This is a genomic window from Mucilaginibacter sp. UYNi724, from assembly GCF_054057495.1.
In genome coordinates, this window is sequence record NZ_JBSRZI010000001.1 from 582,341 (window position 1) to 605,289 (window position 22,949).

Genomic DNA, 22,949 nt, shown 5'->3' on the forward strand with positions numbered 1-22,949 from the left:
GGCTATAAAACTAAGGATAATTGACAAGTGTACGTATCCGCTTCGTCGCGAATGTCTAAATTATATTTACCGGGGTATAATAGATCGAGCCTGCGGCGAACGTTTGCAAGCCCTATCCCACCGGACGAATCGCGGTTATGCGTATGTTTTTTGTTTTGGATGAAGAACGTTAGGTGACCATCTTCGAGGCTTATTTTTAACAAGATGGGCGATGCCGCATCGTTAGCCACCCCATGTTTAAAGGCGTTCTCTATAAACGAGATCAGCAACAGCGGTACAATATACTGATCGGTTACCTCCCCTGTTACTTCAAAATTGATGAACGCTTTGTCGCCGAAACGGATCTTTTGCAGGTCGATATAGTTTTGCAGGTACTGCAACTCTTTGCTCAGCTCCACCTTATTATCGTTGCACTCGTAAAGCATGTAGCGCATAATTTCGGATAGTTTAAGAATGGCCTCGGGCGTGGTATCAGATTTTTGATAAGCCAGGGAATAGATGCTGTTTAACGAGTTGAACAGAAAATGCGGATTGATCTGCGATTTTAAGAACGATAGTTCGGCACTTAGGCGCTGGTTCTCCAGGTCGCGCTGAACGCGTTCGTTCAGGAACCAATCGGTAGTGAATTTTAGAACTGTACTCAAAAAAATAAAGATGACACTGGTAAAGAAGGTACTGAAAGTATATTGCCAAAAAGTAATGATCTTACCCCCACGCTCTAAAGCGATCTGTTTAAATATTACCGCTACCCCATATTTGATAAGCCCAAACACGACCAGGGCGCTTATTATATATATAGCGTATTGCTTATACTTCTTAACGTCTAAATACTTCGGGATAAGCAACAGGTAGTTTAAATAGAACAGGCCGATGTTAATTACGCCGAAAAGCAAAAATACAACAAGCAATGTTTTCATAGGCATTTTTCCCCCGCTGTGCCCTAAAACCACAAAAAGCGAGATCATGCTTAGCCAGAATAGTAAATGCCAGAAAATTTGCCAAGCCCTTTTCATCTATATATTATAGTGTTGTATCTTAAATTACAAGTAACCTCACCCTGCCCTCTGCAAACGAAAGGGTTTAGAACAGGCTTAACCTGCATCTAAAGTAATATTTATACCCGGATTTAGCTGTGCAATTATATGTAGCAACGCATTGTTTCGATGAACAGGCTAAAAAAACCGACGAACGGGTTAAACGTGCTTTTTACCCGTTCATCTACAAATGCTGCCTGTTGGTCTAAATCATTTTAGGGGGTGCGTAATTTAGTATTCCTTTGTTCTATCAAAATCACACACACAATGAAAAAGTTAGTTTCAAACTCAAATCCATTTATTTTATTACTGGCCCCTGTAGTTTTTGCCATTATAATGGGCGTCAGCTACCAGTTTGAACAGAAACAATTTACTGCCAACAATTCTGCTGTGCATGCAACATCATTATTTATAAAAGGCGTAACGGTTGTTAAAACAGTTGCCTCCGTTGCTACGCAAAACCTATGGTAATCCAAACCGAAGGCGTATCATTTAGCTTTGGCAACCAGCAAGTTGTTAAATCACTTTCCCTGCAAGTACCCGCGGGGAGTATATACGGTTTTTTAGGGCCAAACGGCGCCGGTAAAACCACAACCATAAAAATGCTGCTTAACCTGTTACAATCGGGCGAGGGCAGCATTCATATTTTTGAGAAAGAGCTAAACAGCAACCGCATCGAAATTTTAAAACAGATAGGTTCGTTAATTGAGCAGCCCGCCATTTACCAGCACCTTACCGGCCGCGAAAATCTTTTGAACCGCGCCATGCTATTGCAGGTAAACGAAGCAAAGGTTGATGAAATGCTGAAACTGGTGCAACTAACCAACGCCGCCGATAAAAAGGCCGGCCAGTATTCGCTGGGGATGAAACAGCGCCTGGGTATCGCCCTTGCCTTACTGAACGACCCCAAGCTTTTAATTTTAGACGAACCTACAAACGGGCTTGACCCTAACGGGATCATCGAGATCCGCGAGTTGATGTTGCGCCTGGTTGCTACAGGTAAAACCGTTTTTATATCCAGCCACTTACTGGCCGAGATAGAGAAGATGGCTACCCACGTAGGCATTATTAATAATGGCCAATTGATGTTCCAGGGAACGATAAGCGACCTGCAAAACATTAGCCAACCACTTATCAATATAGAAACGGATAATACGGTAGATGCCGCTAACCTTTTAAAGCGCCATAACTTTACGGTGACCGACGTTGACCAGGACCACTTATATGTGCCTTTTACATCTAAAGAGCAAATTGGCGAAATCAACACCCTGCTTATCCAAAACGGCCTCATTGTTTTTGGCATCAATAAGCAACGAAAAGACCTTGAAAGGTTGTTTTTAGACATTACCACCAAAGCCAACTAAACACCATGCAGGGATTTTTACTCTCGTTCCAGTCCGAATTTTATAAGAGCCGCAAAACACTTGGCTTTTGGAGCGCCGTGCTGTTGCCTTTATTGATAAGCTTACTGGCCTTTACTATATTTTATACCAAAAGCGATAAGTTTTTAACTACCCCACCCATGATGCTTTGGGTCCAGTTTACTATGGTTGGCCTGGGCGTGATGGGCACATTGCTTTTACCTATGTATACCATATTTATTGCCTATTCGGTAAGCAATGTAGAGCATAGATCTGATACCTGGAAAACCCTGTTCAGCCTTCCTATATCACGCTGGTCGGTTTACGGAGCTAAATTTTTTTATGCGGTATTCCTCATTTTTTTGTGCCTGGGGCTATTTGTCTTATTCACCATAGGCTTTGGTAATTTATTAAGTGCCTTAAAGCCCGAACTTAAGTTTAGCGCTTACCATATGGAGCTGCAACTGATGCAGGTGTACTTTAAGCTGTTCCTGTCATCATTAGGCATCCTTGCCATACAGTTTTTACTAAGCCTTTTATGGGCCGATTTTTTAAAGCCGATGGGGCTTGGCTTTGTAGCTACCATTGTAGGTGTTACAGCAGCCTCAAAAAACTGGGAATATAGTTATCTGTTTCCATATTCGCACCCTATGGTTGCTATAACCACCATGGTAAACCGCGGTGAAAAAGGCGGTGGCCCTACAAAAGAACTGCAGATAGATATGTTTACTAAAGATGTTTATGTAAGCCTTGTTATTTGCGTTGTGGTATTTATTGCCGGTTACTATATTGTACGAAAGAAAAGTGTAAAGTAGGCATTAAAGCTACGAGCCCCGTCACCAATATCTATCATAAATAAAAAGCGCGTGTTAGCACGGACATTTTACTGTTAATTATTTCCTTGTATCTTAGATAAATTATCACCTTAAAAAACTTCTTATGGGCGGATTCGGCACTACTGAATTGATCATCATCTTTATGATACTATGCTATTTCGGCCTGATCGTATTTGCCCTGATAGATGCCCTTCGTTCAACTTTCCAGGATTCAGTAACAAAACTGATCTGGGTATTGGTTATCCTTTTCTTCCCGTTCTTAGGGTCGATCATTTACTTTGTAGTTGGGCGCAATTCTAAAGTCATATAAGCCACATCAGCGGCTTAGGCCACTTCACACATTTTTCCGTTTGCATTTTCAGGCTTTGCCCCAGCCTCTTTTTTATCATTAGCATTCTTGCGGTATTTCGCTAAGTTAATCAGCAATACACTCATTAATATAATTACCAGCCCGCTAATTTGCAGCCACGAAATATGTTCTTGCGCAAACAGCACACCTAATAGTACCGCAATAACCGGGTTAACATACGAGTGTGTGCTTACCTGCGTAGCCGGCCTTACCTGCAACAGCCATACATAAGCCGTAAATGCAGCTATCGATCCAAATACGATTAAGTACGCAACTGCCAGCCATGCCTGCAAAGGCACGCTTGTTATATCAAACCCCGTAAACTCGTGATGTAAAGCCGCGGCAGGCAAAAATGCTATCCCCGCAATAAGCATTTGCCAACCTGTATTAACCCTGGCAGGGCTACTGCTGCTATTATATTTGGAATATAACGACCCCGCCGACCAGCCAATTGGGCCGATAACCAATAAGGCCACGCCCCATACCTTGGCACTATCCTGCGGCCCGCCAAGTGCATTTGCCACCTGTTCTCCAAATAGCAATATTACACCTGCAAAACCTATAATCAACCCAACTACTGTAGCGGTACTGGTAAGGTTTTCGCGCCAATTGCGTTTATCTAATATAACAAACCATATTGGGTTGGCAGATACCATAATGGCAACCATAGCACTCGGCAATGCTTGTTCTACCCATATCACTATCCCGTTGCCAACTCCCAATAATATCAGCCCGGTAATAGCCGAATTTATTATATCGCGCTTTACCCAAATTTTATCTCCTTTTAGGGCACACCAGCCAAGTACCAATAGGCCCGCAATAATGTAGCGCATAGCACCCATGATCATAGCGGGCATGCCATGGATAGCCATCTGGATAAAAAAATAGGTTGAACCCCATACAATATATACCGTAGCAAAAGCTAATACTATTAATAATGTCGAGGGTGCTTTTGGGGTAGTAATTATCATAGTGGTTGTTGTTTAGTAAGTAAAGCGTCTATACTCCATTTATAGTTTGGCAGTGTGGCAAGTAAAAAGCTTGCCGCGCTAACGGTAAAAACCGAGTAGCCTATCGGGGCGTCTATCCCGCGCGATATGGTCATTGATATCGCAAAGGCCAATGTAAGCGCACCGCTGCCCAAAGCCGCAACGCGTGTAAATAATCCAAATATCAACATCAAACCAAAAACGCCTTCACCTATCGTTGCCAAAACAGCAAGGGGCATTACAAGGCCTTTGGGTAAAAACGACATGGTGCCGTATGACAATAACATAAAATGCTGCCAGTCGCCCCAGCTAATGTGCGGCTGCCCATAAGCGCCCAGCCAGCCAAGCCTATCGGCAACCAGCCAAACGTACGCAATACCTATGGCTAACCTTAAATACAATGCCATTGCCTGCTGAAATTTCACTTGCTCCATTATTTTTGTTTGATGATATAAAAATACGGGGAAGGTGGCCTATCTTTATAGTCCAGAAAAAACAACAACGATAGTCCAGTATGCAATTTGTAGCAGGTTTATTAAATATCGACAAAAGCCTGCAGGTGCCTGTGTACCTGCAGATAGCCAATGGCATCATCTGCCACATCAGGCAGGGTACTTTAAAACCGGCATCTGCGTTACCCAGCAGCCGGGCAATGTCCGTAGGTTTAAAGGTGCACCGCAATACGGTTGTTGCCGCGTACGATGAATTGTACGCCCAAAGCTGGGTGGATGTATATCCGCAAAAAGGTATTTATATTGCTGCCAACTTACCGGAGGTTGCGCCCCGCCCCATTGCAGAGAATACTCCGCAGCCACTCTCCTATCCCGAAAACACACATTTCGAGGTTTGCGAAAACACGCTGGGGCATATCAGCCTTTTTCAACCTGTCCCAAGCCTATCCATCGCCTTTAACGAAGGTTTCCCGGATACGCGCCTTGCACCCGTTGAATTGATGCTGCGCGAATACCGCCGTTTTGCCAATTACCACTTTACATCAAAATATTTATTGTATGGCCCGGAGCAGGGTTCCGAAAACCTGCGGATAGAACTTGCCCGTTTTTTGGGCGAGACCCGTGGCCTGCATGTAAACCCCGAACACGTACTGATAACCAAGGGCGCGCAAATGGCTATCTACCTTGCTGCGCAGCTATTGCTTGGTAAAAACGACACCGTTATTGCTGCCGACCCCGGCTATTGCGGCGCCAATGAAGTGTTTATTCAAACGGGTGCAAATTTAGAGTTGGTACCTGTTGATGAATGCGGGATAGACCTGGATGCGGTGGAAGAGATCTGCAAAAGGAAAAAGGTAAAAGCACTTTATGTGATACCGCATCACCACCAGCCCACTACCGTTACGCTGAGTTCGGAAAGGCGCATGCGTTTGCTGGAGCTTGCCATGCAATACGGCTTCGCGATACTGGAAGATGACTACGATTATGATTTCCACTACACCAGCAGCCCCATCCTGCCCCTTGCCAGTGCCGATTATTATGGCAGCGTTATTTATATAGGGTCGTTTTGTAAAACCATTGCACCGGGCATCCGCATCGGGTTTATGGTTGCGCCGCCAAACCTGATTTCGCAGGCTACCAAACTGCGCCGCATTATCGACAGGCAAGGCGAGCAACTTTTAGAAGAAGCTATGGCCAACCTGCTCAAGAACGGCGACATTACCCGCCACCTTAAAAAAGCCAATAAACTATACCACGAACGCCGGGATAAATTTTGCGCCCTGCTGCAACAGCACCTTGGCGAATACATTAGCTTTAAGATCCCTGACGGTGGTTTTGCTATATGGATGAAATATCTCCACGGCATAAAGCCTGCTGACGTTGCCGAAAAAGCAGCAACCACGGGCCTTGCTATAAGTGCCGGGAAAGATTACTATCACGACAAAGCATTCGAGAGCGAACACATCCGCCTGGGCTTTGCCTCTATGACGTTTAAAGAAATGGAAGAGGCTATTGTAATACTCGCCAAAGCGGTTAAAAAACTGGTTTAGTCCTTTTTACCGTTTTCTACGCGTTTTACCTCGTCGCGGCGGTCTTTATTAAAGTCGAAATTGTCAAAATCTTTGGTTTGTGGGATGTCTACCTTAAAACCATCCAGTTGGTCAACCTCGATGGTAATATCTCCCGTCATCAAGTCAACAATGTGGCCGCCGTCTTTTTTGTCATCGCTTAAAAAATGGAAGTGGTAGCCGGTGATATTTGGCCCGTCCATAAAAGCCGGGATGCGGTAACCGACCAAGGTACCTTTCACATTTTCGAAAGTGAAGAAATGTTGGAGTGGCAACATGTCGGCCAAGGGCTGGTAAGGTTTAGATTTAACCGGCGGAAAGGCCCTCGTTTTTACTAAATTAAAACTTCCTGTTATTTTAATCGCATAGATGCCATTCTGGTTGGAAAGCAAGCTATCGAGATACTTAAAAAGGTCATTTTTGGACAGCTTTTGGTAATTTTTGGTCGTCTTTTGGGCCTTAAAAAAGTTGACAACTGCAAAGGGTGTAAGCTTGGTTGGTTTTACCAAAGATGTTTTACCGGTTGATCGTGTTTGGTATACCTTGCCGTCTAAGATCAGTACCTCACCGTCGAGTTTATCGGGCGCACCCAAACCAAAGTTGCCATGTTGCAGTACTTTGGTATAAGGGTAAACGGCATCATATAACCCGCCAATAAACGCGCTGGCGTGGCCCGCCGTGTACAACGTATTATTTTTTGTTTGTGCCGATGAATTGCCAAGTGATAGCAAGCACAGCATTATAAATATAGCGTAGGGGTTGCGAAAGGCCATTGTTGGAGGTTATATATTGGCTAATATACTAAATGTCTGAATTATACCTCTCCTCTGCTAAAATTAAAGCTTAATTTGTCGCTAACATAAATTGCCTGATTCGGTTAACAATATATGGCTGCATTAAAATATATTTATTCCTTTTTCGCACTGTTCCTGCTGCTAACACCTGCCTTTGCACAGCAAAAATACACTGCGGCGAATATCCACTCGCATAATGATTATTCGCGGCCTAATGCTTTTTACCAGGCATTTAATGCCGGAGCAGGCGCAATTGAAGCAGATATACATTTGCGGGATGGTAAGCTGTTAGTAGCCCATGACACTTTGATATCAAAAGCGCCCCGCTCATTTGTGCAATTATATCTACTGCCGATAATGAAAGAGCTGAAAGCCCACCCACGGCCACTCAATTTGGTGATAGATTTAAAAGGCCCATATGCCCCAATACTCACCGAATTAATGAAAGAATTAAAGCCGCTAAAGCAGCTGATAAAAGACAATAATTCAAACCCGGTAAGCATTATTATCACGGGTAACCGCCCGCCTCCTACACAATATAAGAACTATCCATCTTACATCATTTTTGATGACGACCTGCAATTACCGCACGCGCCTGATGAGTGGAAACGGGTTGCGCAGGTAAGCCTTAATTTCGAGAACTACTCGGATTGGCGTGGCGAAGGCGACCTGCCAATTGTGGAAGAACGCAGGCTTAAATCCGTAATTAATGCCGTGCATGCAGCAGGTAAAAAGATAAGGTTTTGGGCTGCGCCCGATAATATTAAAGGCTGGCAAAAACTGATGCAATTGCATGCCGATATTTTATCTACCGACAAGATCGATGACTTGGTTGCCGAGCTAAACACGAAGCGATAATTAAGCGTTAAACTGCCTTAAGTGATGGTCGATGTGTTTGTATGCAAGTTGCCCAACCTGGTCTTTGGTCATTTTGCCAAAAAACCAATGCATCAGTTCTGGATGTGAGGCAATCTCGTACTGCTGGATCAGCCTTATCCATTTACTTTTCTCTGCTTCCACATCGCCGCTAACTTCGGTAATTTTAAAAGCAGTATCTGTGGGCGCATTCTTCTCCATTGGGGCGTCGTCTTTAAGTGCTTTGCCTAATGCCCATTTCCCCAGCAATCGCCCAAGAAACATTCGCTTATACGCCTTTTTGCCAAGATACATTTCATCAACAACGGTACAATGTTTAAGCATCTGGTAAACATTCATAGTTCCCCATTCAGCTTTACTTTCACGGGTAAGTGTATTTATCCTGCTTATTAAGGCTTTCTGTGTTGCTTTGTCGAAAATGGTTTGCATATCGTTTGGTTATTAACCAAAAGTATGTCATAAAAACTATTGTACCAAGTAACATACCGCCAAGTTAAGGTGTTAAACGCGACAGCCCTCTATTGATACACTTTTATAATGGTAATACCTTTTGGAGCCTGCACATCAATTTTAACTTTCCCGTTAATCAGTTTTGTATTCTTTATTTTTACGACACCTAATGGCGTAGGGAAAGTCCCTTCAACAAACTTTAGGTCGCCCAGGTGAGGTTCAATTTTTAGCACTTTGCACCCTGGCGCCATTACATTCACGCCTAATACGTACTGTGTTAGCCATGGCGTAGGGCCGGAAGCCCAACCGTGGCTAAGGCTATGCCTGAAACCCTTGTAACAAAACGCGCCATAATCACCATGTATGTCTTTTTTACCTTCGGGTACCAATTCATCAATCCGCGAAGCGTTGGGTAACCAATCGATATTAAAATCTTCCCAAAACGTGGTCGCGCCTAACGAAAGCATTGGCCCCCAGTAGTTGCGGATGGCATCGATAGAGCCCTGGTAATCGCCGGCCTTTGCTTTAGCCAGCAGCATGTAGTAGCCAAAAAAGGTGGAATAATCGTGCACGCCCCCGTCAGACAGTACGGCGTTTGCGTTAACCGCCGGCATTAAACCCGACAAAGAAAGCAATGCGGCAGCTTGTTTAGATTTGCCCGGGTCGGGAACATTCTTTTTTAACCTAATTACTGCAGCCTTACATTTCGCGGCGGTAATAGGGTCATTTAAAACAGTTGCCAGGTCGGCACCTGCAGTTAATGTCATAGCAAGCATGCCTTGCAAACCGGCGTGGATCGCTTTAGGATCGGTGCTCGACGGCCAATCCAGGAAACGTTGCCCATCTTTCAATGCTTCGCTGTTATTGGCATCAATTTGTTTAATGTATTGATTCAATAACGTAATCATGTAAGTTTTTTGCTGTTTAAGATAATTTAGGTCGCCGTTGTGCATGTACCAGTCATGATGGATAAGCACCCACCACATAGAATAGGAGATCATCCCGTTCATATACTCGGGCAACGGGGTAATATCTCGTGCCAGGTCAAGGCTTTTAGGCACCACATTGCTGATGCCAAAAACTGCTGCTATGGTTGATGTTTCGGGATGCATATCGCCCACCCAAACCAGGCGGTCGCGTTTAATGCCGTCCCACAAATAATCCTGCATGTTTAGGTGCACCGTATATGCCCCTGTCATCCAGATCTTGTTGAGTAAGGTGTCGCTGCTTTTAAAAGAGCCTAAGTAAGGGATATCCCTAAATATGAAAATGGCACGGGCCTCTTTTAATTTTAATTCGGCATTATCATCCAGCAGGTCTATCCTTACAAACCTAAACCCTGTATTACCCACTTCCAGTTTACCTAACCACGGTAATGAAACCTCAAAATCGCGCATGGCGTGGTCATTGGTGGCGCCTTTTACGGTGTCAATAATGCTCATGGCTTCACTTGCAGATTCGCCAAAACGGATTCGTACCCGTACAGGCTTGCCCCCTCGGGATTGATCTGTAACCAACTGCAAACCGCCATGCAGTTCACGACCAAAATCAAGCAAGATACCCGCCTTGCCCTTATCGGTATTCCGCAGGATGCAAAGGTCTTTACCCGATAGATTGGCTTGTCCGTCGCCTGGTTTTAACAATCGTTCGGCATTTTTAATGTTTGCAAAGTCTTTGGTACTTTGCCACAAGATCCTAACAGGTGATAAGTATCGCCTTACTGTTTCTTCTTTTTGTACATCTTTTAAATGTGTACCGGCAAATACAGGCGGTAGTTGCGCAAAAACACTTTTATAAAGCAGTGCAATTGCAAGTGTTAGGTATATCTTTATTTTGTTCATTGTTAGTATTTGACCACATCAATTTTCACAGGGCCTAATAAGCCCGATGATTGCAGCGTCCCTTTAGCATCGGGGCCATAAAGCACCTCGGTAGGCCGTGTACCGGCGGGCATCAAAGCATCGCCTATCAGCCGGTTCACCCAGTTGTTAACCACTTTAATCTCCAGCTTATTATCACCGGGTTTGAGCGCATTGGTAATGTCTACAGTATAAGGGGGTGTCCATGCGCCACCCATTTCTACACCGTTCACAAAAACCTTGGCTATAGATCTCGCCATGCCTAAATCTATAATATAGTTTGCGCCCTTGTCTATCTTCCCGGCTTTAAAAGTGGTGCGGTACCATGCCGTGCCTGAATAATATTTAATGCTATCATTCGCGCTCTTAGCCCAATCTGTAAGGGTTTCAAATTTTACGGGCTGCGCAGGGCCGCGCATATTTTTATCAAAACTTACCATCCAAGGCTGGGTGATAGTTATGGTTTTAGAAGCTGGGGGGTAATTCGCTTTGGTGCTATCACCGCCCGTGCCCTGCTTGCGGAATATAACAAACGCGCTCTCTAATGGCGCAAGTTGCATAGGTAAAACCGTTGTGGTTGCAGTTTGATGGTACGATGGCAAACTGCGCATACTACCATCTATCGCATTCCATAACTCAGGGCTGTTGCCTTTAGTACGGAATTCCGCGTCAAATTTTATGGGTGTATCCTTTTGGTTCGATATAAAATAAAGTTCGCCTTCTTTTACCTGGCGGTGGATGAATAACACATCGCTGGTTTTGGTGATCTTCAGGTCGGGCTGCACTTTTATCATCTCCAGCACTTCCTGTAAATTCATGTTGCTTATTACCATGCCTTTGCCATAACGGTTAACCCTGGTTGTGGTGCCGTCTATCTTACCCCAAAGTTCAGCTGCCAGATCCTGCACTTGTTTATCTGCAGATGGGTAACCCTGCATACTTGGCGACCGCAAAGGTTTAGGCCCTAAAACAACCAGCCCTTGTTGCACCAGTTCTTTAATTTTTGCCAATAACTCCGGGCGGATGGTTTCTAACTTTGGCAATACCAATACGCTATAGTTTATACCGTTCGGCAAAGCAAGTTTGCCATCTTTTACAAAAGCCTTTTGTTTGATAACTTCGCCGTTTATGTAATCGAACGAGTAGCCTTGTGGCAGTTCAGGGTCGGTTACTCCCGTCATTTTGGGGGCATCCTCGCCAATAAAGTAAGCTACATCGGCAACGTACTGGCCTTGCTGCAGCATCATGTTACAGCGTTTGATGTATTTCAGCAGTACGTCCATATCAAAAAACCAGGTATTTAGCCTGTTAAACTCCACGCCAAACCAAGATGTTAAACCGGGGCCCTTATCGCCCGGTTGCTGTATGTAAACATGCATCAGGGTATTATTGATACCTTCGGTAAAAAAGCGGTCGCCGCGTTTTTTAAACATGGCAGGGTAACGTGCAAATGGTGCGCCAGCCGCCGTAAACGACTCTGCCGATACCTTTATCTTGCCATAAATATGTGCCGATGATGATGCCGCGCGGTTCTCAATATCACCCAGGTCTCCTTCACTCCAAAACTCGCCGCCTATCTCATCCGACTGCCCGCCGTACTGTAAAAACTCGCCCGGGAAACCCCAGTGCCCGTAGTTTTCCAGCCAGGTAGTTAATCCATTTTTGTGGCTTATATTCCGCAAGCCGCCAACGTATTTATAAGCCACATCATCTGCTATCAGCCTGCGCAAGTCCCACAAAAACCTGTCGGACATGTCTTGGTTGCCCACTACCTTGCCCTGTAGGGTTGGCAAAAATGGTATCGGGTCGTAATTATAGGCTTCTTTAAATTCTGTAACCAAATTATCGGTCCAGTTTTGGCTGCCGGTTTCGTAGCTGTCTTCCACCACAACTTTCCATGTTTTGCGGTCTTCCGGCGGTATACGTTTCAGGATCTGCGCCATGTACGCGTTAAAGTGGGCGGCAACGTGCTCCTTGCTCATTTTATCTACTTCAAGGCCGCGCCCTTCTGGTGGGGCAGGGGCATTGGTAACGTTGGTTGGTGTCATCCCCGTACGCTCAATTATCCAATTACCCGCAGGCACTTTCCAGTTAAGCGTGCCGTTTGCCAGCATATATTTAGATACATCTATAACTTTTGCGGGGTCGATAGCATACTTAGAAACCTCGTTAGGCTGCTGCGGCCATTGGTAGGCTGTCCAAAACGGGTGCGGGGTAGGCCACATTTTGGCTAATGATTTTTCCAGGTATTTTTCCACCATTTGTACTGATGATAGTTTGATCTCGGTTAAGCCCGAATCGCCACTCACCTTTGTAAATACAATCCTGAAATTAGTAGCCGACGTGGCCGGGACAGAAATTGGCGCAGGCCCATAAGATATAAAGCCCGTGTTTAGTTCGGGATTGGTACGGTCGATAGAAAAATGGTTAAGCGTTACATAAGCGCCGTTCACTTTTGCCTGTACATCGCCTTCCAGGTAAACCCGGCTTTTTGCGGTAGATATGATAAAGCTTCTTACGGTATATGGTTTTTGCGTATATATATCGATGATTAACGGCTTCCCTGCTTTCAAATTGATGCCGGTTGCTTGGTTTCCGTCAAATAACTTCCCTAATGAATCTACCACAGGAATGGAACTCAACTTCGGTTTTAAACTATTGATATCGCCATTATAATCAGCCGCTACCGGATAGGCAATAACCTTTACATCCTGGAAATTTACCTGCGGTTGTACCAATTTTTTGCTGAGCGATAGCGGCCCTTTAACCATCACTTGCGATGATGTTAAGTAGCGCATTGCCTGCTGTGGTTTAACCCATGGCCCTCCCGATTGGCTCCAACCCGGGCTATTAAAGATCCCTATTTCGATGTTTAACCGGGTTGCTGTTTTAAGGGTGGTGTGTAGTATATCCCACCACTCGTCCGAAAACATTTTTATTTTTCCGTAAGGCACCTCATCCATCCCGATGTTTCCGATGAAGGCTCGGTTGATGCCCACCTTCTTCATCGCTTCCAGATCCTTTACTACGCCTTCTTTTGAAATGTTACCCGAGATCCAGTACCAATAAATACTCGTCTGCACCGTATCGGGGATGGTTGCAAACCCGGTTTCAATAGACTTAAAACTTGATGAATGGTACAGCGCGGACGTGTTTTGGGCTTTTGAGGCGGTTGCTGCAAGGCATAGCGCTAAAAAGCAAAAGCAGGCGTGTTTTAACTTCATTAGGGTTTATATTATAATTATAGTATGGGCTGATTGATAAACCAGCACTTTTTTCCACTATCAGACGCTTACAGATTCGTTGGCCGAATAATATTTTAATTCAATGATGTCACTCGGGATCTGTTTGCTATTCCATTCCTTGTGGATAGCCAGGGCTGCGCCAACTGCGGATGCCTGCGCCATCGACGCGGCAAAGGTTTCCATGTTTTTAAATGATGTAGCAAGCAAGTGCATGTAAATGCTGTTTTTGCTAAAACCGCCATCTACAAAGATCCTTTTTACAGACGTGCTGTTTAGTAGCAGTTTGGTTGATGCTACCTGCAAATTAACCAGATCTATCACCAATTGATGGTATGCCTCAATATCATTAGCAAATGCCGAAAGATTCCTTGTAGCAAAATTCGATTCCTTTGCAAAGCCTTCGCCCTGCGTTTGCGTATGCTTCTTTTTCAGCTTCGCTATTACATCGGCATCAAACGGGATATTCCTGTATTTGATAACATTCTGGTTAAAATGCGCCGCTACGCGTTTTAGCTGCTGCTCGTGCTCTAAACCTGAAAATAAGCGCGATGCTTTTACGTGCTTGCCTTTATACTGAATATAAAACAGGCAGTCTTTATTTAATTCATCAGCAGTTAGCGGCGACTGATTGAAAGGGTTTAAACTGATACACCAGGTACCGGTAGATATCAGGATAAATGGCTCCTGAAAATTTACGAGATAGGGTATCAATGCTGCCGAACTATCATGCAGGCCAACGCCTACTTTATAGTTATTGCCGGGGAATAGTGCCTGCAATGCTTTATCGGCAGCTGCTATAGGCGCAAGTTTTAAGGTAAGCCCTTCGCGTTGGATCCATTCATGGTAGCGGTCGTTCTCAAAATCCCACATGGCGGTATGGCAGCCAATGCTGGTCAAGTCCGAATAGTATTGCCCGGAGAGTAAAAAACTTAGATATTGAGGCAGATGTAAAGAGTACTTGATGCGGTTATAAAGTTCGGGCTGTTCATACTTGATCCTGTATAACTGCAGGCCCGAATTTAAACTCCCCAAAATTGGTGAAGCTGTTTCGGTGCTGAATTTCAACTCGCCACCGTAGGAGTTATAAAAAATTTCGCTTAAAGTTTCCGGGTAGGGTTTAAGGTAATTATATAGCGGCGCTAAAGCCTGCCCACTTTCATCCAAATGCACAAAGCTTGCACCATAGGCCGAAAAATTTACCGCCCGTATTTTAAATTCCTTCAACCTGAATATTTCACTCAACGAATCGAACACCGAAAGGCGCAGGCTTTGCAGGTTCTCGCATACAAAATCATCCTCGTCAACCGTTTCTGTAAACCGTGCCGATTTCTCGAACACAATTTTATAATCCTGGTCAAAAAGGAACAGTTTTTTGTTGGTCTTGCCTACATCAAATACAGCTATAACGGGTGTGGCGCTACTCATAATTTATAAGCCGGTGGCAACGGTGTTTATACCGCGTTCGCTGATTAGGTTCTCTCTTACTTTTAATTTACGGTATGCATTCACCGGATTTAAAGCGCCGCCATTACGCAAAGCTGCTTCAGATACTAAAGCGCGCACATCTGTACGGTAGGCCCTTTGCAAAATCTCTTGCGCCAGCACTACATCATTATTTTTTTGTGCAGCCATTAACGCCTCTTTATCTATAATTAAAGCTTGCGCATAGGCTATCTTGATAGCTTGTACAGATTGCAATAAGTCCTCTATCGGGTCTTTAACATTGTGAGATGCATCTATCATCCAGCCTAAACCGGTAGCATGATCCATGCCGCGGGCGTCCATTCCTTCTACAAGTTCGTTAAATATCAGGAACAATTGGTATGGGTTGATGCTGCCAACCGTAAGGTCGTCATCGCCATATTTAGAGTCGTTGAAGTGGAAACCGGCAAGTTTGTTCTCCATCAGCAATAAAGATACGATCTGTTCGATGTTGGTACCCTGTAAGTGGTGACCAAGATCTACAAGAGTAGCTGCTTTTGGCCCTAATTTAGACGCCAGCAGGTAAGATTGGCCCCAATCGCCAATGGTTGTCGAGTAAAAGTTTGGTTCGTAAGGTTTATACTCTACCCAAACTTTCCAGTCATCAGGCAAAGCCTCATAAATTTCCTGCAAGCTTTCTAATGTATTTTGGAACGCGTTACGGAAGTTTAGCTGACCGGGAAAATTAGAACCATCAGACAACCAAACGGACAAAGCCTTTGAATTAAGCTGAACTCCGTATTTTATTACTTCGATATTATGCTCAATAGCTTGTTTGCGTACCGCTTTGTCCGTATGATGAAGCGAGCCAAACTTGTAACTATGCATTTGGTCTTTTTGATCCTGGAAGGTATTGGAATTTACGGCATCGAAGTGCAGCCCATGCTGTGCTGCCAATTGCTTTATAGAAGCAGCATTCTCCGGAATATCCCAGGGGATATGCAGCGAGATAGAATTGCTTGACTTATTTAGGGCATTGATCACACCAACATCTTCGATTTTTTCTTCTAAACTCCTTGGTTCGCCACCACCCGAGAAACGTCCGAAACGTGTACCGCCCGTGCCCAGCGCCCAGCTTGGGATAGCTATATTAAATGCGCTTAGCTTTTTTAATACACCTTCTGCATCATTAACATCACCGGCAACATATTCAAGGCTGCGCTGGTGTTTTTTTATATCGGCCTGGTTCAGTTCTTGTAATTTAGCTTGCTCTATCTGCATCTTCTCTCTGGTTATAATTTGGCAAGCCGGTGGTTAGCCGGCTTTGATTTCTATTAGTTTATCGTACAAATGCAGCGGCAACACCACCATCAACATTTATGACGTTACCTGTTGATTTGTTTAACAAGCCGCCTGTTAAAGCAAAGCACGCGTTGGCAATATCGGCAGGTAATATCACCTGGTTAAGTAAGGTACGTTTTGCATAGTAAGCTGGCAATTCTTCCACAGTAACGCCGTAAGCTTTCGCACGGCCTTCGGCCCATCCGCCGGCCCATATATTGCTATCGCTAATAACCGCATCGGGGTTAATTACGTTTACACGGATGCCATCCGGGCCAAGCTCGGCAGCATTTAACCTGCTCAGATGTAGTTGCGCTGCCTTAGCACTACCATAACCGGCATTGTTAGGGCCGCTAACCAAAGCGTTCTTGCTTACTATATTAATAATATCGCCACCAATGGCTTGTTGTTTCATCACGGCCACGGCAGCCTGGGTAACAAAAAACTGGCCTTTCACCAATACATCGTACAGTAGATTCCAATCCTTTTCGGTATGGTCGCCAATGGTTTTAGAGATAGAAAGACCCGCGTTGTTTACGATAAGGTCGACACCACCAAAAGCCAGTATCGCGGCAGCAATTGCTTCCTTTATTTGTGTTTCGTTGGTAACATCTAATGTAGCGGTTGCGCAGGCGTCTTTACCAAATTGCTTTACAAATTCATCGTAAGCGCCGGCTAAACGCTCGGCGTTCATGTCGTTCAGTATTACCACGGCGCCTTCTTCTACAAACTTTTTGGCGATTGCTTTGCCTATACCACCCGCACTACCGGTTACCAAAGCTATACGGCCGGATAATGCCTTTGGCTTTGGCATCCGTTGAAGCTTGGCTTCTTCAAGCAACCAATACTCAATATCAAAAGCTTCCTGTCGCGGTAAAGAAGTGTATTCTGATATGGCTTCGGCGCCTTTCATCACGTTTATGGCGTTGATATAAAACTCGGCAGCTACCCTTGCGGTTTGCTTATCCTTAGCAAAAGTAAACATACCCACGCCCGGGTAAACTATCACCACCGGGTTAGCATCGCGTATAGCAGGGCTGTTTGGGTGCTTGCAGGTGTTATAATAATCCTCGTACATTTTGCGGTAATCCTCAAATGCAGGGGTAAGTTTTTCTTTAATGGCGGCAACATCGCTCAGGTCCTCGCCCGGTGCAAGTGTTAACACCAGCGGACTGATCTTGGTACGCAAGAAGTGATCGGGGCAGCTGGTCCCCATTGGTGCTAAACGGTTCAGATCATTAGAATTTGTATATTCTAACACCCTTGCATCGTCCGTGTAATGCCCGATCATTTGTGTTTTTGACGAGCAGAAACCACGGAGGATAGGGGCCAATGCAACCGCTTGTTTTTTACGGTCGTCTGCCGGCAGGCTTTCAATTTTTTGACCACCGAACACGCTGCCGTTTTGGGCATAGCTTTGTTCCAGGAACTCGGCACATTTCTCTATCACCTCCAGGGTGTTGATGTAACTTTCGTAAGCGGTATCCCCCCAGGTAAATAACCCGTGCGAACCCAGCATGATGCCACGGATACCGGGATTGCTATCTAAGCATTCTTTAAGCTGCAAACCCAGGTCGAAGCCCGGGCGCTGCCAGTCTACCCAGCCAATGGTGCCTTCAAATAGTTCTTCAGTTATTTTTTTACCGTCTTTTGCTGCCGCGATGGCAATTGCAGCATCGGGATGCAGGTGATCTATATGTTTAAAAGGAAGAAAGCCGTGCAAAGGTGTATCTATTGATGGCGCTTTAGAGTTCAGGTCAAAGATGCTGTGGTTAAATAGCTCCACCATTTCGTCTTCAAACTCGATACCGCGATATACGTTTTTAAGGCTGCGTAAACGGTCTACGTATAAAGCAGCAAGCCCACTTTTTTTCAGGGTGCCTATATCACCGCCAGATCCTTTGATCCACATCACTTCAACCTCTTTACCGGTTAAAGGGTCTTTATCCATAACCTTGCAAGACGTGTTGCCGCCACCATAGTTGGTAAGGCGCAGGTCGGTACCCAGTAAGTTAGAACGGTATATTAACAGGGCTACTTCATCACCGGCCAGTTCGGCCGCGCGGGTGTCATCCCATAGGTAGCTTACATGTTTAAATTGTGTTGTGTTGACAGACATATCTTTACGATTATATTTTATTTTTATTGATAGGTTAATGGTCGCAATATTAATTAACGTTTATTGCCTAACTGTGATACACTGTGTTGACCAGGTAAACCTACCCTGCTACATACAGTTACTACCCTTTTATTGAATTACCGTACCCCACTATCAGCACCGAAATAATGATGGTAACAATACCGGCAAATACTGTAGCCAGCGCTTTTTTACTTACGCCTTTCCATTCTTTAAGCACCAGGCCCCAGATGTTGGCTATTAGTATAATGAATGCCATGTGTAAGATCCACGAACTTGCGCCGTTGCCTAAACGACTTTCGCCCATGCCATAGAAAAAGAATTGCAGGAACCACGTGGTACCGGCCAAAGCCGAAAACAAGTAATTGGCTTTTAGCGGTGTTTTTTTATTGGTATAATCGCCAAAGGTTTTGTTGCGTGCATTTAGGATCATACACCAGATAAAGTTTGTAGATAACCCACCCCACAAGATTACCACGTAGGTAACATTGTTTTGGAAAAGGAACTCACCGCTTGCAGGATGCAAGGCTTTCCATGCAGTATTGGCTTCGTTAGCCATTATCTTACCCGCATCAATCCCAAAAGCGAAACAGGCACTTAATACGCCCGAAACTATAGCTACAAAAATGCCGAGGCCAAATTTATACTCGGTGTTGTTAACGGCAACATGCTGGTCTTTAGCTAACTCGCGTTCTTTCATCACGCCGGCATATCCGCAAATCACTATGCCTAATACACAAACCACAATACCCAGTAAAACCATTTGGCCCCAATGGCTATGCAGCAATGTGGTGATGCTATCTTTACCCTCCTGCGGGAAGAAATCGTAATAGATAGACGGTATTAAAGAACCGAAGACAGAGCAAAGACCCAAAATGATCGTACTCCCTAAAGCAACGCCCAGGTATCTCACACCCAAACCATAGGTAAGGCCACCGATGCCCCAAAGTACACCGAAGAAATAAGTAAGTAATAAAATTTGCCCATTGGTGTGTTTAATAATATCAGCAAAACCGGGGATGGTTAACCATGCAGCAACAGGCGGCACGATAAGCCAGGAAAAAATACCGCCAACGATCCAGAAACTTTCCCAGGCCCATCCTTTTACCTTTTTATACGGAATATAAAAACTGCCCGAGGCAAACCCACCTATAAAGTGGAATATGATCCCAAAAATTGCTTGCATGAAATTAGGTTAATTGGTAAATAACTTTGCTAAGCTAATTAACCAAACTTTTATAACTGTTATATACTGTATGGCAGGAGGGATATAATAGTAAAGCCGCTCTACTTTGTGTAAAACGGCTTATGGCCTGTAAATATTCTATGGAAGAAATTGTAGCACCAACTGCTCCCATTCTTCTTCTAAAGAAATGTTCGGTCGGGTTTGCCTTGCTTTACTATACCAGTAATCGGCATTCCAAATATCACCTTCTTTACGGTGCAGATAGGCATGTACCCAGGCAGATCTCTGATCGCTTAAAGAGTCGACCGCGGCATGTGCCTGTTGCCAATCGCCTTTGCCATCGTACCAAAGGCTTTTTAATTGCACAGATAGTTCGTTATCGGGCTGCTCTAAATTCAATGATGCTTTAAATTCGGTTAAAGTTTTCATGGGCATAACTTTGCAATATTATTAGCTAAAGTATAAAAAAGCCGCTTTACTTTCGTAAAGCGGCTCTGTAGCCAATGCTATTACTTTAAAAACTCATCAAGATAACCAAGGATCGTTTTCGTCTGCATCATAAGGCTCACATGGCTTTGTGCCGGCACAACGGCCAATTGCGATTTTGGCATCGGCGCCAGGTCTGCAGAGATACCGCCGCCTAATAACTGGTATGTTTTCATCAATTCTACCTTATCCAGGCCATCATTATCGCCCGAGATAAGCAATACCGGTGCCGTGATCCGGGCAATATTGGCGTCGCCCATGTCAAACGGCGTACCTGCAAAAGCCAACATCTGTTCTATGAACTTCGTCCATTTCGTTTTATCGGGTGCTACAGCATCGTATGCCGCTTTCATCGGGCTGTTATCAAACATCGCAGGTTTCATATTTTTAAATACGCCTGCTATTTGGGGGATCCAGCCGGTGCTTTTATAAGCAGCAGAAATGATAACTAATTTTTTTAATCTTTTAGGGCTTTGTATAGCAAACTGGTAAGCCACAGAGCCGCCCATACTGTACCCAACTACATCGGCGCTGTCAACTTTCAGGTGATCCATCACACCAACTACATCGCTTGCTAAGGTAGCTTGAGATAATTTTCGGTCTGAGTAAGGTGTATGGCCGTGCCCCTGCAATTCAATAGCTATTACCTTCCTCGTTTTTGACAACTCGGGGATGAGTTGCCCCCAGTTCCCCTCAATGGTCATAAATGCACCGTGCAATAAAACGATTGGCCGGCCCTCCCCATATATTTCGTAATAAACCTTAATGCCATTAACGGGTGCATAGCCACTGGTAGTAGGTTTACTTTGCTGCGCTTTAGATTGAAATGCGGTTACAGATAGTAAGGCAACTATTAACATTGGGGTAAGGATATTAAAGCCCTTAAATATTCTTTTCATGATAAGTATTTTAAATTGTGTTTAATTCTATTTACAATACAAATATCGAAATCATATAAGGTTATAATGCTGTGTAAAAACGACCGATTAAGGGGCGGTTCGCGACAATCCCAATAACAAAGCCGCCCTACTTTCGTAAAGCGGCTTTGTAGGTTTAAATTATATGGAGATAAGTTATTTAGCCGTTTTGGATAAACGAAACGCGGCAAGCAAATAATAAAAAGCACCAAATGCGGCGTATCCGGCCAGGCTTGTTATCCCTTTTGTTGGGTCGTGCGCTAACAAAATAAAGGATGTGCCGCCAAGCATGGACTGGGCACCGCTGATGATCATAGGCCACTGCCCGCCTAAAGATTTGCGACGGCGTAACCCTAATATTAGCTGGATCAATCCTGTTCCAATTGCCCAGATACCAAAAACCATCAATGCTTCGGGAACTCCTTTTTGCAAAGCAAGGCCCACCGCGATGGTTGTTATTGTACTGATGGCGGCATTTACATATTGTGGTATTTTGGATGAGCTATTGTTATTGGCGCGAATATCGAGTAAAGTGCCAAGTACGTCCCAAGCAGGGTAAATTATGAGCAATACGTATGCTGCCGTTGTAGATGTTTTGGCAAAAAGAGCAATAAGAATTACCCAGATTATGGAAAAGCCTGCACGGGTAAAATAAAGTTGTCGTAACGACTTTGCAGTTTCAACGGCTTGGACGTTTGCTGCATTAGATTGAGAACTTAATGTCATGATAAATTTTTTAAGTGATTTGATGGTTCAAAGTTCTGTAGTATTGCCCAACAGGTTTTTCACTTAAGTGAAAATGCGGATAGAAGATTACGTTGTAATTACAGTGTGTACCAGGTGGTAATATTACTTATTAAATATGCGTATAATTTACTGTGCCGTTATGAAAAGCTTTTGTGTTAACTTAAGTTAAAATTCAAGTCTTTAAGAATACCGAATTTTGATGCGTTTTAATTATTGTTCATTATTGAGCCGTATTATCAAATACAATTTATATCATGACCGATAGAACCGATATCCTATCTCAGCACTTGAGAGATTTTGCCCTGTTGAGCGATAAAGACATTGGCGACAGCCAGCCGTTTTGGAAATCGCGAAAGATCAACAAAGGAGATTTCTTTAACATGCAAAGCATGGTTTGTAACGATCTTGGGCTGATCGTTAAAGGCATATTCCGTATCTATTATCGCACCCCTAATACAAAGGACGATAAGAACATTTTCTTTTTCTCAGAAAATCAGTTTGTAGTTTCTTTCAGGAGTTTTGTATCGCGCGACCCATGCTGGTATTTTATAGAGGCGATGGAAGATTCAGAAATTTGCTTTATCTCTTACAAAGATCTTAACGGCCTTTATGATAGCCACCCAAATTGGGGAAAGTTTGGCAGATTACTGGCCGAATTATTTTTCACGATTGCGCAAACACGCACAGAGGAGTTTATTTTTTTCTCGCACGAACAACGCTACCTGCGGCTCCTGGAAGAACACCCGGATATTGTGGAGCGCATCCCGGCTTATCATATCTCATCTTACCTCGGTATCACAAACCCATCATTAAGCCGGATCAGGAAACGTATTGAGCGTAAAAAGGCTGAGTAAGTACACCAGGAAACAAACCATAATATCATATTTAGATCTGTAATTA

At 44.2% G+C, this 22,949-nt stretch carries 21 protein-coding genes; 7 read left to right on the plus strand and 14 right to left on the minus strand.

Annotated elements, in window-relative coordinates; genetic code table 11:
* Nucleotides 1–2: 2 nt before the first annotated feature.
* On the minus strand, nt 3–917 hold the full coding sequence (locus tag ACVW0P_RS02555; RefSeq protein ID WP_457130676.1) for a sensor histidine kinase: 915 nt from the start codon (nt 915–917) through the stop codon (nt 3–5).
* Nucleotides 918–1,301: 384 nt separating this feature from the next.
* Between ACVW0P_RS02555 and ACVW0P_RS02560 the strand changes: the two genes are divergently transcribed.
* The 4 genes from ACVW0P_RS02560 (at nt 1,302) to ACVW0P_RS02575 (ending at nt 3,541) form a co-directional block, all read left to right on the plus strand.
* Nucleotides 1,302–1,505, plus strand: coding sequence for a hypothetical protein (locus ACVW0P_RS02560; protein WP_354427600.1), 204 nt, complete (start codon nt 1,302–1,304; stop codon nt 1,503–1,505).
* Entirely contained in the window at nt 1,499–2,398 is a 900-nt protein-coding gene (locus tag ACVW0P_RS02565; RefSeq protein ID WP_457130677.1) for an ABC transporter ATP-binding protein, read from the plus strand. The genes ACVW0P_RS02560 and ACVW0P_RS02565 overlap by 7 nt, the downstream gene beginning before the upstream one ends.
* Before the next feature lie 5 nt (nt 2,399–2,403).
* Nucleotides 2,404–3,210, plus strand: coding sequence for an ABC transporter permease (locus ACVW0P_RS02570; RefSeq protein WP_457130678.1), 807 nt, complete (start codon nt 2,404–2,406; stop codon nt 3,208–3,210).
* 124 nt (nt 3,211–3,334) lie between these two features.
* Nucleotides 3,335–3,541, plus strand: a complete 207-nt coding sequence (locus tag ACVW0P_RS02575) for a PLDc N-terminal domain-containing protein (RefSeq protein ID WP_354427596.1) — start codon at nt 3,335–3,337, stop codon at nt 3,539–3,541.
* A gap of 14 nt (nt 3,542–3,555) precedes the next feature.
* Here ACVW0P_RS02575 and ACVW0P_RS02580 read toward each other — a convergent pair whose 3' ends face one another.
* Together ACVW0P_RS02580 and ACVW0P_RS02585 are read right to left on the minus strand one after the other, a co-directional pair.
* Nucleotides 3,556–4,551: an EamA family transporter gene (locus ACVW0P_RS02580; RefSeq protein WP_457130679.1), complete on the minus strand. Its 996-nt coding sequence runs from the start codon at nt 4,549–4,551 to the stop codon at nt 3,556–3,558.
* On the minus strand, nt 4,548–5,003 hold the full coding sequence (locus ACVW0P_RS02585; protein WP_457130680.1) for a DoxX family protein: 456 nt from the start codon (nt 5,001–5,003) through the stop codon (nt 4,548–4,550). Before ACVW0P_RS02585 ends, ACVW0P_RS02580 begins: the two co-directional genes overlap by 4 nt.
* A gap of 80 nt (nt 5,004–5,083) precedes the next feature.
* Between ACVW0P_RS02585 and pdxR the strand changes: the two genes are divergently transcribed.
* On the plus strand, nt 5,084–6,571 hold the full coding sequence (gene pdxR / locus ACVW0P_RS02590; RefSeq protein ID WP_457130681.1) for a MocR-like pyridoxine biosynthesis transcription factor PdxR: 1,488 nt from the start codon (nt 5,084–5,086) through the stop codon (nt 6,569–6,571).
* Here pdxR and budA read toward each other — a convergent pair.
* Nucleotides 6,568–7,362 carry an acetolactate decarboxylase gene (budA, locus tag ACVW0P_RS02595; RefSeq protein ID WP_457130682.1) on the minus strand — a complete coding sequence of 265 codons (795 nt, stop codon included), beginning with the start codon at nt 7,360–7,362 and terminating at the stop codon, nt 6,568–6,570. The two genes, pdxR and budA, sit on opposite strands and share 4 nt — an antisense overlap.
* A gap of 114 nt (nt 7,363–7,476) precedes the next feature.
* On the opposite strand from budA, the gene ACVW0P_RS02600 reads away from it, so the two are divergent.
* Nucleotides 7,477–8,241, plus strand: coding sequence for a hypothetical protein (locus tag ACVW0P_RS02600; protein ID WP_457130683.1), 765 nt, complete (start codon nt 7,477–7,479; stop codon nt 8,239–8,241).
* On the opposite strand, the gene ACVW0P_RS02605 is transcribed toward ACVW0P_RS02600, so the two are convergent.
* The 10 genes from ACVW0P_RS02605 to ACVW0P_RS02650 form a co-directional block, all read right to left on the minus strand.
* Nucleotides 8,242–8,688 (minus strand): DUF1569 domain-containing protein, encoded by a 447-nt coding sequence (locus ACVW0P_RS02605; protein WP_457130684.1) that lies wholly within the window; start codon nt 8,686–8,688, stop codon nt 8,242–8,244.
* Nucleotides 8,689–8,777: 89 nt separating this feature from the next.
* Complete coding sequence (locus ACVW0P_RS02610) at nt 8,778–10,550, minus strand: alpha-L-rhamnosidase-related protein (RefSeq protein ID WP_457130685.1); 1,773 nt, start codon at nt 10,548–10,550, stop codon at nt 8,778–8,780.
* A 2-nt stretch (nt 10,551–10,552) separates the two neighbouring features.
* Nucleotides 10,553–13,792 carry a glycosyl hydrolase gene (locus ACVW0P_RS02615; RefSeq protein ID WP_457130686.1) on the minus strand — a complete coding sequence of 1,080 codons (3,240 nt, stop codon included), beginning with the start codon at nt 13,790–13,792 and terminating at the stop codon, nt 10,553–10,555.
* Between the two features lie 60 nt (nt 13,793–13,852).
* Nucleotides 13,853–15,238, minus strand: coding sequence for an FGGY-family carbohydrate kinase (locus ACVW0P_RS02620; protein ID WP_457130687.1), 1,386 nt, complete (start codon nt 15,236–15,238; stop codon nt 13,853–13,855).
* Between the two features lie 3 nt (nt 15,239–15,241).
* Complete coding sequence (locus tag ACVW0P_RS02625; RefSeq protein ID WP_354427580.1) at nt 15,242–16,516, minus strand: TIM barrel protein; 1,275 nt, start codon at nt 16,514–16,516, stop codon at nt 15,242–15,244.
* A 58-nt stretch (nt 16,517–16,574) separates the two neighbouring features.
* Entirely contained in the window at nt 16,575–18,695 is a 2,121-nt protein-coding gene (locus ACVW0P_RS02630; RefSeq protein WP_457130688.1) for a bifunctional aldolase/short-chain dehydrogenase, read from the minus strand.
* Nucleotides 18,696–18,816: 121 nt separating this feature from the next.
* Nucleotides 18,817–19,899, minus strand: coding sequence for an L-rhamnose/proton symporter RhaT (gene rhaT / locus ACVW0P_RS02635; protein WP_457130689.1), 1,083 nt, complete (start codon nt 19,897–19,899; stop codon nt 18,817–18,819).
* 138 nt (nt 19,900–20,037) lie between these two features.
* Complete coding sequence (locus ACVW0P_RS02640) at nt 20,038–20,328, minus strand: hypothetical protein (protein ID WP_457130690.1); 291 nt, start codon at nt 20,326–20,328, stop codon at nt 20,038–20,040.
* A gap of 80 nt (nt 20,329–20,408) precedes the next feature.
* Nucleotides 20,409–21,284 (minus strand): alpha/beta fold hydrolase, encoded by an 876-nt coding sequence (locus tag ACVW0P_RS02645; RefSeq protein ID WP_457130691.1) that lies wholly within the window; start codon nt 21,282–21,284, stop codon nt 20,409–20,411.
* A gap of 174 nt (nt 21,285–21,458) precedes the next feature.
* Complete coding sequence (locus ACVW0P_RS02650) at nt 21,459–22,028, minus strand: hypothetical protein (RefSeq protein ID WP_457130692.1); 570 nt, start codon at nt 22,026–22,028, stop codon at nt 21,459–21,461.
* Nucleotides 22,029–22,303: 275 nt separating this feature from the next.
* Here ACVW0P_RS02650 and ACVW0P_RS02655 point away from each other — a divergent pair, with 275 nt between their 5' ends.
* On the plus strand, nt 22,304–22,903 hold the full coding sequence (locus ACVW0P_RS02655; protein WP_457130693.1) for a Crp/Fnr family transcriptional regulator: 600 nt from the start codon (nt 22,304–22,306) through the stop codon (nt 22,901–22,903).
* The last annotated feature ends 46 nt before the right edge of the window (nt 22,904–22,949 follow it).

Bases quoted from the DNA above. Each gene is read 5' to 3' on its own strand.
- ACVW0P_RS02555 (WP_457130676.1), bottom strand. From the start codon at position 917: ATGAAAACATTGCTTGTTGTATTTTTGCTTTTCGGCGTAATTAACATC.
- ACVW0P_RS02560 (WP_354427600.1), top strand. From the start codon at position 1,302: ATGAAAAAGTTAGTTTCAAACTCAAATCCATTTATTTTATTACTGGCC.
- ACVW0P_RS02565 (WP_457130677.1), top strand. From the start codon at position 1,499: ATGGTAATCCAAACCGAAGGCGTATCATTTAGCTTTGGCAACCAGCAA.
- ACVW0P_RS02570 (WP_457130678.1), top strand. From the start codon at position 2,404: ATGCAGGGATTTTTACTCTCGTTCCAGTCCGAATTTTATAAGAGCCGC.
- ACVW0P_RS02575 (WP_354427596.1), top strand. From the start codon at position 3,335: ATGGGCGGATTCGGCACTACTGAATTGATCATCATCTTTATGATACTA.
- ACVW0P_RS02580 (WP_457130679.1), bottom strand. From the start codon at position 4,551: ATGATAATTACTACCCCAAAAGCACCCTCGACATTATTAATAGTATTA.
- ACVW0P_RS02585 (WP_457130680.1), bottom strand. From the start codon at position 5,003: ATGGAGCAAGTGAAATTTCAGCAGGCAATGGCATTGTATTTAAGGTTA.
- pdxR (WP_457130681.1), top strand. From the start codon at position 5,084: ATGCAATTTGTAGCAGGTTTATTAAATATCGACAAAAGCCTGCAGGTG.
- budA (WP_457130682.1), bottom strand. From the start codon at position 7,362: ATGGCCTTTCGCAACCCCTACGCTATATTTATAATGCTGTGCTTGCTA.
- ACVW0P_RS02600 (WP_457130683.1), top strand. From the start codon at position 7,477: ATGGCTGCATTAAAATATATTTATTCCTTTTTCGCACTGTTCCTGCTG.
- ACVW0P_RS02605 (WP_457130684.1), bottom strand. From the start codon at position 8,688: ATGCAAACCATTTTCGACAAAGCAACACAGAAAGCCTTAATAAGCAGG.
- ACVW0P_RS02610 (WP_457130685.1), bottom strand. From the start codon at position 10,550: ATGAACAAAATAAAGATATACCTAACACTTGCAATTGCACTGCTTTAT.
- ACVW0P_RS02615 (WP_457130686.1), bottom strand. From the start codon at position 13,792: ATGAAGTTAAAACACGCCTGCTTTTGCTTTTTAGCGCTATGCCTTGCA.
- ACVW0P_RS02620 (WP_457130687.1), bottom strand. From the start codon at position 15,238: ATGAGTAGCGCCACACCCGTTATAGCTGTATTTGATGTAGGCAAGACC.
- ACVW0P_RS02625 (WP_354427580.1), bottom strand. From the start codon at position 16,516: ATGCAGATAGAGCAAGCTAAATTACAAGAACTGAACCAGGCCGATATA.
- ACVW0P_RS02630 (WP_457130688.1), bottom strand. From the start codon at position 18,695: ATGTCTGTCAACACAACACAATTTAAACATGTAAGCTACCTATGGGAT.
- rhaT (WP_457130689.1), bottom strand. From the start codon at position 19,899: ATGCAAGCAATTTTTGGGATCATATTCCACTTTATAGGTGGGTTTGCC.
- ACVW0P_RS02640 (WP_457130690.1), bottom strand. From the start codon at position 20,328: ATGAAAACTTTAACCGAATTTAAAGCATCATTGAATTTAGAGCAGCCC.
- ACVW0P_RS02645 (WP_457130691.1), bottom strand. From the start codon at position 21,284: ATGAAAAGAATATTTAAGGGCTTTAATATCCTTACCCCAATGTTAATA.
- ACVW0P_RS02650 (WP_457130692.1), bottom strand. From the start codon at position 22,028: ATGACATTAAGTTCTCAATCTAATGCAGCAAACGTCCAAGCCGTTGAA.
- ACVW0P_RS02655 (WP_457130693.1), top strand. From the start codon at position 22,304: ATGACCGATAGAACCGATATCCTATCTCAGCACTTGAGAGATTTTGCC.